8 protein-coding genes are annotated in these 8459 nt (G+C 51.7%); 2 read left to right on the top strand and 6 right to left on the bottom strand.

The window, feature by feature from the left end:
- Positions 1-159 precede the first annotated feature (159 nt).
- Positions 160-1383: a 2'-O-glycosyltransferase CruG gene (cruG, locus tag AS151_RS02170; protein ID WP_071515428.1), complete on the top strand. Its 1224-nt coding sequence runs from the start codon at positions 160-162 to the stop codon at positions 1381-1383.
- Between the two features lie 42 nt (positions 1384-1425).
- On the opposite strand, the gene AS151_RS02165 is transcribed toward cruG, so the two are convergent.
- From AS151_RS02165 to AS151_RS02145, 5 genes are all read right to left on the bottom strand, one after another.
- Positions 1426-1719, bottom strand: coding sequence for a hypothetical protein (locus AS151_RS02165; RefSeq protein ID WP_071515431.1), 294 nt, complete (start codon positions 1717-1719; stop codon positions 1426-1428).
- Positions 1720-1820: 101 nt separating this feature from the next.
- The gene (gene rnhA / locus AS151_RS02160; RefSeq protein WP_244532829.1) at positions 1821-2336 is read right to left on the bottom strand and encodes a ribonuclease HI; all 516 of its coding nucleotides are present in this window, start codon (positions 2334-2336) and stop codon (positions 1821-1823) included.
- The gene (locus AS151_RS02155; RefSeq protein WP_071515427.1) at positions 2333-3754 is read right to left on the bottom strand and encodes a hypothetical protein; all 1422 of its coding nucleotides are present in this window, start codon (positions 3752-3754) and stop codon (positions 2333-2335) included. The genes rnhA and AS151_RS02155 overlap by 4 nt, the downstream gene beginning before the upstream one ends.
- A 232-nt stretch (positions 3755-3986) precedes the next feature.
- A complete protein-coding gene (gene murF, locus AS151_RS02150) occupies positions 3987-5441 on the bottom strand; it encodes a UDP-N-acetylmuramoyl-tripeptide--D-alanyl-D-alanine ligase (RefSeq protein WP_244532828.1) in 1455 nt (484 codons plus the stop codon).
- Between the two features lie 4 nt (positions 5442-5445).
- Positions 5446-6387, bottom strand: a complete 942-nt coding sequence (locus tag AS151_RS02145) for a hypothetical protein (RefSeq protein WP_244532827.1) — start codon at positions 6385-6387, stop codon at positions 5446-5448.
- Between the two features lie 476 nt (positions 6388-6863).
- Between AS151_RS02145 and serS the strand changes: the two genes are divergently transcribed.
- The gene (serS, locus tag AS151_RS02140; RefSeq protein ID WP_071515426.1) at positions 6864-8144 is read left to right on the top strand and encodes a serine--tRNA ligase; all 1281 of its coding nucleotides are present in this window, start codon (positions 6864-6866) and stop codon (positions 8142-8144) included.
- Between the two features lie 6 nt (positions 8145-8150).
- On the opposite strand, the gene AS151_RS02135 is transcribed toward serS, so the two are convergent.
- Positions 8151-8351, bottom strand: a complete 201-nt coding sequence (locus AS151_RS02135; protein ID WP_139240450.1) for a hypothetical protein — start codon at positions 8349-8351, stop codon at positions 8151-8153.
- Between the last annotated feature and the right edge of the window lie 108 nt (positions 8352-8459).

Here is an 8459-nt window from a genome sequence, read left to right as displayed (position 1 = left end):
AAATGGGGCTAAAGCCCCACGAGGCGCTTTTCCTCCCCGCGCTAAAGCGACGGGGATTCCAAGCTACCGAAAGTTTTACTTGACGGCAGCTTGGCGCTGTCGGAATGGTTTTGACGATCGCAGCGAAAGCAGGTGATTTCCCAACTCGCGAACTTAGTTATGAATGTAGCGACCCTCGCCTCCTCCCCGATGGCCGATTTGGAACTGGTTGTCGCCTTCAGTGCGATCGCCATGGTGTTGCTGGTGGGACAATTGAGTGCTGCCGCCGTCTTGCTATCGCGCTTGCTGCGAGGGCCGCGTCGCCATCGACCTTTGCTGCCCCAAGTCCCAACGCCGGAGTTGTTTGGCAGTGCTAGTGTGGTGGTGCCCACGCTCAACGAAGCCGCGCGCATCGATCCCTGTTTGTGGGGGCTGACGCGGCAGAGCTACGAACTGCGGGAAGTTATTGTGGTGGACAGTTATTCGGAAGATGGCACGCCGGAGCGGGTCAAAGCGATCGCGCAGTCCGACCCTCGATTTCATTTAATCAACGACGAACCCCTACCTCCGGATTGGGTGGGGCGTCCTTGGGCGTTGCATAATGGATTTTGGCACATTTCCCCAGCCAGCGAGTGGTTTGTGGGGATGGATGCCGATACGCAACCCCAACCGGGTTTGCTGGCAAGTTTGATCCAAACTGCCCGCGCCCAACAGTACGATTTGATTTCCCTGGCACCCAGGTTTGTTTTGAAAACGCCCGGGGAAATCTGGTTGCAGCCGGCGTTATTGGTAACGTTGGTGTATCGCTTTGGACCGGTGGGTACGGGGGAACAGACGCCAGAGCGGGTGATGGCCAACGGCCAGTGTTTCCTCTGTCGCCGGGAGGTTTTGGCGAAGTTGGGGGGCTACATTAGGGCGAAGGGGTCTTTTTGCGATGACGTGACCCTAGCGCGCCAGGCTGCGATGGCGGGATACAAAGTTGGGTTTCTCGATGGCACCCAGGTGCTGAAGGTGCGCATGTACGAAGGGGCGCGGGAAACTTGGCGGGAGTGGGGGCGATCGCTGGATTTGAAGGATGCATCTAGTCCCTTACAAACTTGGTCCGATGTGGCTTTTTTGCTGGCGGTTCAGGGACTACCCCTGTTACTTGCGATCGCTGGATGGGTGCTGTGGCAGGCAGGCTACCAAACGCCCACTATTTTGGCGGCAACCGCCTTGAATGGATTTTTATTGGCGGTGCGTTGGGGGTTGCAGGTAGGAATTGCAAGTGCTTACGATTTGTCTGCTGCTCGCTCGGCGTGTCTGTTTTGGTTGTCTCCCTTGGCCGATCCCCTGGCTTGGGTGCGCATTGCCCTCTCCGCCAGTCGTCAACCCAAACAATGGCGTGGCAGAAGCTACGGGTAGGTAGGGTCCCGCAGCCAGTGCCATAGATGCCGCCACCCAATCTCAATCGACTCGTTCCAACTGCCACAAAATTTGGTTGCCTTCCCGGCGTACCCGCGAAACTACCCAATTTCGCCAGGACCAAGTATCGCCACGACTGGTGACGGCGGAGGCGTTAACATCCATAAGGTCGGCTAGTTCGGAACTTGTAATTAAGTAACCGCAGTTGGCAATTTCGTCAGCCATGCGTAGGGTTTCCATCAGGTGACGCAAGTGCATCACGCGCGTTTGATCCGATAGGGTTCTTTCCCCGGAACCGTCGGTACTGGGGCTAGAAGATACGGTTGACTCGATCATGCTGGTTGCTCCCATCGCGATTTAGACCATTCCCACTGCGATCGTAATCGATTGTAAAGGAAACTATACGTTTGTAACGAACAATTTTGTGCTGCCCAGCTTTATTCAATGGTAGAAGAAGGAAATAGCTCTTTCATGGCGGGACTTTCTCCTAATGAAAAAGCACGAGCGATCGCATCGCAGCGTTCGTTGCCTCGATTGCCGGAATGACCGCGTACGTGCTGCCATCGAATTTGCGGTTGATTTAAACGATCCAGTTCCTGCCACAATTGTTGGTTGCTGACCGACTTGCCACTGGCATTTTTCCAATTGCGTTTTTTCCAACCGTCAATCCACTGGGTAATTCCTTTGAGAACGTATTCGCTATCGGTATACAGAACTACGGATTTTTCTTGTCCCCACCAACGCCAAAATTTCAAGGCTGAAATTGCCGAAACCAACTCCATACGATTGTTGGTGGTTTCCTCTTCGCGACCCCCCATTTCGTGAACGGTACCGTCGTCAAAATAGATAACCACACCCCAGCCTCCCGGACCGGGGTTGCCCGAACAGGCACCATCTGTATACAAACTTTCAATCTTACGTTCGTTAAAAATTTTACTAGCGTCTCCTTTCACGAACGACGAAACAGATGCACGATCGACCATGCCAACACTGCCGCGATCGCTCCCGTACTCAAGCTAACCCAAAGTGCTCCTGTATGCCAGTAGTGAGCTGGGGGAGGCGGTTCTTCTTGGCGGGCTAGCAAGGCGGCCGAGGTGATTTGCGAAACAGCAAACCCAGCCCCCACCACAATCGCTGTTGTTTGCAAATGGCGATCGAAAGCTACTTTATGAATTTCAATTCTACCTTGAATGGTACGGATAATATTCTCCAACAAATTAATTCCTAATGTTAAATTGCTCCGCTCCATATCTAATTGAGAGCTGTAATTTTCCATCGCCAAGTCGCTAAATTCGTGCAAGCATTCTAAATGGGCATCGCTATCGAGTTCGGAAATTTTCCGCAAGCGTTTTTGATAATTTTTGACGTGGCTGTGAATGCTCCGGCCCAAAAATTCCAAGTAGCTCAAATTTTCCGTATAGCGCGAAAAAAGTTCGATGGTTTCCGTTAGCACTTGCTGCCACTGCTGGATGGACAAATGGGATTGGTACATGGAAGCTGCCAGCTGGCTGGAGATGTTTTCTACCCGAGCAAAATCCGCTTGCAATTGTGCTTTAATCTGGCGGCTTTGCCAATAAGACCACAGAATTTTATTGCGGTAATAAAACAAATGCAGCAAGTGAGGGTAAAGCTGCTTCATATCACTACGAATGGTTTCGATGCTGTGGCGCGGCGGAAACAGCACCATAATCGTATGGTGGTTTTCCTGACCCAAATTTTCCCAATCCGTAGGCTGACGCCAAAGTTCCACCAAGGTAGCCCCAGCAAACCTACCCCATCCCACCCACTGGCTATCCCAATCTTCTTCCGGTGCCAATTTTTCGTAGCACTGGCGCAAAATGGAGCTGGGATCGGGATGGTTCCCCGGTAGCTGTCCCCACAACAGCCAGGTTTGCCCCACGCGCCCCTGTTTTTCCGCACTTAGCTGGGAAGAATCGCTTTGGTGGTTGAGGCTTTCCAGGATGCCTTGTTTGAGCTGGGAAACGGAAGTACTGGAACGGAGGGTATAGTTGGGATGCCCGTCGGCGCTGTAGTTACCGGAGTATTCGATTTGCAGTGCGTAGGTATCTCCCAAACGTAGGGGATAGTAGTACCCATCGCTCTTTTCGCCGAAGGGTTTTATTTTTCCTGGCATATCCGCCAGCAGTTCTACTTCGCTGGCGTTGGGTTTTTCTGCTTTGGCTAGTTTTTCCAGCCACGCCCATTCCGAATCGGCGAGCTGGGAATAGTCTTTATCGAGCTGCGGGTCGATTTTCCGCCAAAAACGATGGCGGTTGCGTTCGATATCCTGGGGATTGGTGCGGTAACCATCCCTTTCGTCGTATAAAAAGAGGGTGAGGGTGGGATAGATTAACTGGCTGGACTCTTTCATAACCGGGGCAAGGGCTAGGAATGGTTGGGGTCGCTCGTCCTATTGTGGGATATTTGGCGGGCGATCGCGAAGATCTGTGGTGTTCTTTCGGATCTTTCGGACCGTAGCCAGGGCAAACCGGTATCCCCACGCGATCGCAAAGCACTCGCAAGATGCTTTGTCCCAGACAGATCTATTTCGATGGTAGCGCACGGTTCCACCGATAACGAAACATGGTACGATCGGGTCTCCCTCACTTGTGAGGATGGGGGTTTCTTTCCTCCCAGGCAAAACGCAGTTTTTTCACCAAGCGATCGAGACCCACTGCATGAGAAGCTTTTAATAAAATGCGATCGCCCGCTTCCAGAAAAGCCAACAAATCTTGCAAGAGTTGTTCTTGAGCCCTAGGTGGATAAGCAACTATATGGGGAATATTGCGAGCGCCCTCCCTCATGGCTTGAGCTTCTGGGTCATCGGCACAAATCCACAAGGCATCTACTTGCAAAGAGGCGGCCGTTTCTCCCACTTGGCGGTGAAATGCCAGGGAATAGCTCCCCAACTCTTTCATGGTTCCCAAAACGGCAATCCGTCGTTTTCCTGGGGTTTGCGCCAGTAGTTGCAAAGCCGCCACCATGGATTCGGTACCGGCATTGTAGGTTTCGTCCAATACCAGAATATCCTGGGGCAAGGTGTAGCGTTGGGCGCGACCGGGGGGCAAATCCAGTTGCAGGGGAACTTTGGTTTGTTTCCAATCTGAGTAGTCAAACTGTCCTCGTGCTTGCAAAACTCTGGCTGCCGCCAAAACTGCCAGGAAGTTGGTGGCGTTGTGCGCTCCCGGTATCGGCAACTGCACGGTATAGGAGTCTTGCGTCCCCTCGCTCACTTCCAAGGTTTCTGGATCGAGCAAGCGACCGCGGAAATCTCCCTTTTCCCAGCCAAAGGTGACCGTTTTTCCCTGCCAGACGCCAGCTGCGGTAGCCATCAACAAATCGTTATCGGCGTTGAGAATAGCCGTTCCTTCAGGATTCATGTATTCTAGCAATTCGCACTTAGCCTCAGCGATCGCTTCTCTCGACCCCAACAAGCCAATGTGAGCGGTTCCCACTGTGGTAATAATTCCCACATCCGGACGGGCAATGCTGGCCAGTTCTGCAATTTGCCCCCTGCCCCGCATAGCCATTTCCAAAACCACAAAATCGCGATCGCTACTTAGTTGCAACAGGGTTTTGGGAACGCCAATTTCGTTGTTATCATTGGCAGCGGATTTCAACACCCGGCCTTGGGTTTGCAACAAAGCCGCCAGCAGTTCTTTGGTCGTGGTTTTGCCCACCGAACCGGTAATGGCCACGGTAGGCACGGCAAACTGAGACCCCCACCAACGTGCCATGGCTTGATAAGCTTGTAAAGTATCCGCCACCACCAACTGGGGTAGGTCGGTGACGGTAGCATCCGCACGCTGCACCACCGCCAGTTTAGCCCCTTGTTCGGAAGCTGATTTTAAAAAATGATGTCCGTCAAATTTTTCGCCTACCAAAGCCACAAATGCATTGCCTGGTTGAATTTGGCGGCTATCGGTGGAAATCCCCCAAACTGTAGCGTTGAATGTGGCAGCATCGGCAAACATTGGGGTTGCCCCTAGCAAATGCTGCAGCTGGCTGACACTCATGTGAAACGGGTTGGCTGGCAATGGGATCCTGCGATTGGACATTCTTTTATTCGTAGTCGCTTGGTTCGTTTTCGCTGGTGTCGCGGTATTTCTCCGCCTCTTGTTGGGCGGTTTTGCTGTTATTTTTATAGCGAGTCTTGCGGTCTTGTGCTGTGGGATAGCGCGGGTCATCCGGTTCCACCTGAGCCATCAAATCGGAAGCGCGCTGCCATTTGGCCGCCAAATCCAACCATTCAGCAGCGGAATCGGCTTGGGTTCCTTCCTGAGCAGCTTCTTCCGCCAATCGCACGGCTTTGACAAAGGGTTCGTCGGCATCGGTGTTGGCCTTGGTGGCGGTTGATGTGGTTGTCGGGGTGGTGGATGGGCTTTGCTGGGGCCCGGTTGGCTCTGCTGAAGGTGCGATTTGGGAGTTGGTGGTGGATGTGGTCTCGGTTTGGGAGATGGCAAGGTCGCTTTGCTGGCGCGAAGACCACCACCAGATGCCCAGCAACAGCAGCAATGCTACTGACAAACCGCCGAATATTCCCTGCCAAAAGAGTCTTTGTTGGGAGAATATGCGCGAGGAAGTAGCGGGAACTTTGTAATTCTTTTTCCCCTTGGCAGCGCTCAGACCATCGCGCAAATCTTGCCACAGAGTTTGTAGGGGATGGGGACGCTTGAGGGTAATTTCTTGGGACCACAACAGCTGATGTTGGGGGTCTCGTTGAATTTCTTCCAACCAGAGCAACTGTTGTTCGCGTACTAGACGACCGTTAATGCGAACCCGGCGAATTTGACGCAGGGAGAGCGATTCCAAGACTTCCCGAATTTTTTCTACCAGCGTTGATTGTTCCACTTGCTGAACGGTAGCGGCTTCGCACAAAAGTTGCAAAATTCCATCTGAAAAAACAGCTCGGGTTCTGACGCCCAAGTCTGCTAATTCTTGATTGAGAATTTGGATGATCGCCGCCACACTACCTTGGCGCGCTTGGCTTACGAGGTCGTCCATAGGGTCTACCATTTTGTTTTTGCGCTCTTTCAGCAACTGAAGGGGTAACGATGCGAGGTGGTTTTTGCCTGAGGGAGGTTCCTAGCAAAGCGCGATCGCGTTGTTGCTATCAACCAGCTCTGGCTGTAGAAAGATCCTTGGCAACAGCACCAGCCACCAACATCCATTTTACGGTGAAATTTTCCTATCTACTAGCCGCTATTTTACTACGTTAAAAGAATTTGCAGAAAAGAGAAAGTTTTTGAAAAATATCAAGTTGGAAGGATAAGCTATCTAAAATTAGAAAATCTTTTTCCTGCTGTCAAGCTACCAAATTCATGGAAAAACCAGCATTTTCTTTTCTTCCCCATCTTCTCCCAAACGATAAATTTCCCCTCCCCCTAGCTGGAAACGTCCCTTTCCGGTAATATGGGCAGAGTAGGGGCGTTTCGCGAAACGCTCGTACAGTTCGTGGGACGTTCGATCGAGTCAGATTCGTGCTAGACCTCAAACAAATTCGAGAAAATCCAGAAACCATTCGCGATCGCCTTCGCAAGCGTGGCGAATACGACATTGCGCCCATTTTAGAATTAGATCGAGAACTGCGACAGTTACAAACGCAGCGATCGCAACTACAAGCGCGCAGCAACGAAATTGGTAAGCAAATCGGACAAAAAATGCGCGGCGGCGGCCATGCCGACGACCCGGAACTTGCCGAACTAAAAGCGGAAGGCAACGAAACCAAACGCCGTCTGGGAGAGTTAGAACCCCGAGAACGGGAACTCAAAACCCAAATCGAACAGCAGCTACTGCGCCTTCCCAACCTTCCCAGCGAAACCACTCCCGTCGGCGAAGACGAAACCGACAACGTGGAAATCCGCCGTTGGGGAGACGAATACCTTCCCCAAAAAACCAGCATCCCCCACTGGGAACTAGGAGAAAAACTCGGTATTTTAGACATCGAACGCGCCGTCAAAGTATCCCGCAGTCGGTTTGTGGCTTTGGTTGGTGCTGGCGCTGCCTTGGAGCGAGCCTTAATTTCTTTCATGCTTGACCGCCAAATTCAAGCGGGATATCTAGAAGTGATGCCCCCCATTCTAATCAACAGCGATTCCATGGTGGGGACCAGCCAGCTACCCAAATTTGCCGAGGAAAGCTTCCATATAGAAGGCGACGACCTGTGGATGGCTCCCACGGCGGAAGTTCCGGTGACCAACCTCTACCGCGACGAAATTTTAAACGCCGACGAACTTCCCATCTATCACTGTTCCTATACCCCTTGTTTTCGGCGGGAAGCTGGCAGCTACGGTCAAGACACCCGCGGTTTAATTCGGGTACACCAGTTTAACAAGGTAGAGTTGGTCAAAATTGTTCCTCCCGAAAACTCTGCCGCAGAACACGAATCTCTCGTTCAAGATGCCGAAGCGATTTTAAAAGAACTGCAACTTCCCTATCGAGTGATGGAACTTTGTACCGGCGATTTGGGCTTTGGGGCTGCCAAGTGCTACGATTTAGAAGTTTGGATGCCTTCTTCCGAGCAATATCGGGAAATTTCTAGCTGCTCGAATTTTGGCGATTTTCAAGCGCGACGCGCCAACATTCGCATGAAGGAACCAGGCAAAAAAGGCACCCGATTTGCTCATACCCTCAACGGGTCGGGATTGGCCATTGGTCGAACCATGGCAGCAATTTTGGAAAATTACCAGCAAGCAGACGGCAAAAACGTACGTATCCCCGATGCGTTGCAGCCTTACCTGCATCGAGAATTTCTGCTGTAGTTGGTTTTAAAAACAACTGGACAACAACTGGCTGTCAACCTGACGACAGTCCCCATCTAGGTTGACAGCTGGTGCAAAATGCGTTCCCGCATCGCCGGTATCGTCAGGACCACCGTTATCAGGAGGTTTGTAGCTACCGTGGGTGGGAGTGCTTGCTAAAACCACGGTTAGTAGGGTAGAAAAAAACATATAAATTCCTTTCTTCATGGTTCTGCTACCTCCTAATAGGTGATTTACTGGACAATAATTGACTTTTGTTGACTTGATAGTCGTAGCCATCTTTCTTGAAGATTGGCTAGATGTTGTATGAGAAAA

It is taken from the genome of Geitlerinema sp. PCC 9228, assembly GCF_001870905.1.
Taxonomy (GTDB): domain Bacteria; phylum Cyanobacteriota; class Cyanobacteriia; order Cyanobacteriales; family PCC-9228; genus PCC-9228.
Note: the sequence above shows the minus strand (reverse complement) of the source record. Positions and strands in the feature narration are given on the sequence as shown.

What these genes read in the sequence shown, in the direction of transcription:
- cruG (WP_071515428.1), top strand. Translation starts at nt 160, where the DNA reads ATGAATGTAGCGACCCTCGCCTCCTCCCCGATGGCCGATTTGGAACTG.
- AS151_RS02165 (WP_071515431.1), bottom strand. Translation starts at nt 1,719, where the DNA reads ATGATCGAGTCAACCGTATCTTCTAGCCCCAGTACCGACGGTTCCGGG.
- AS151_RS02155 (WP_071515427.1), bottom strand. Translation starts at nt 3,754, where the DNA reads ATGAAAGAGTCCAGCCAGTTAATCTATCCCACCCTCACCCTCTTTTTA.
- murF (WP_244532828.1), bottom strand. Translation starts at nt 5,441, where the DNA reads ATGTCCAATCGCAGGATCCCATTGCCAGCCAACCCGTTTCACATGAGT.
- AS151_RS02145 (WP_244532827.1), bottom strand. Translation starts at nt 6,387, where the DNA reads ATGGACGACCTCGTAAGCCAAGCGCGCCAAGGTAGTGTGGCGGCGATC.
- AS151_RS02135 (WP_139240450.1), bottom strand. Translation starts at nt 8,351, where the DNA reads ATGAAGAAAGGAATTTATATGTTTTTTTCTACCCTACTAACCGTGGTT.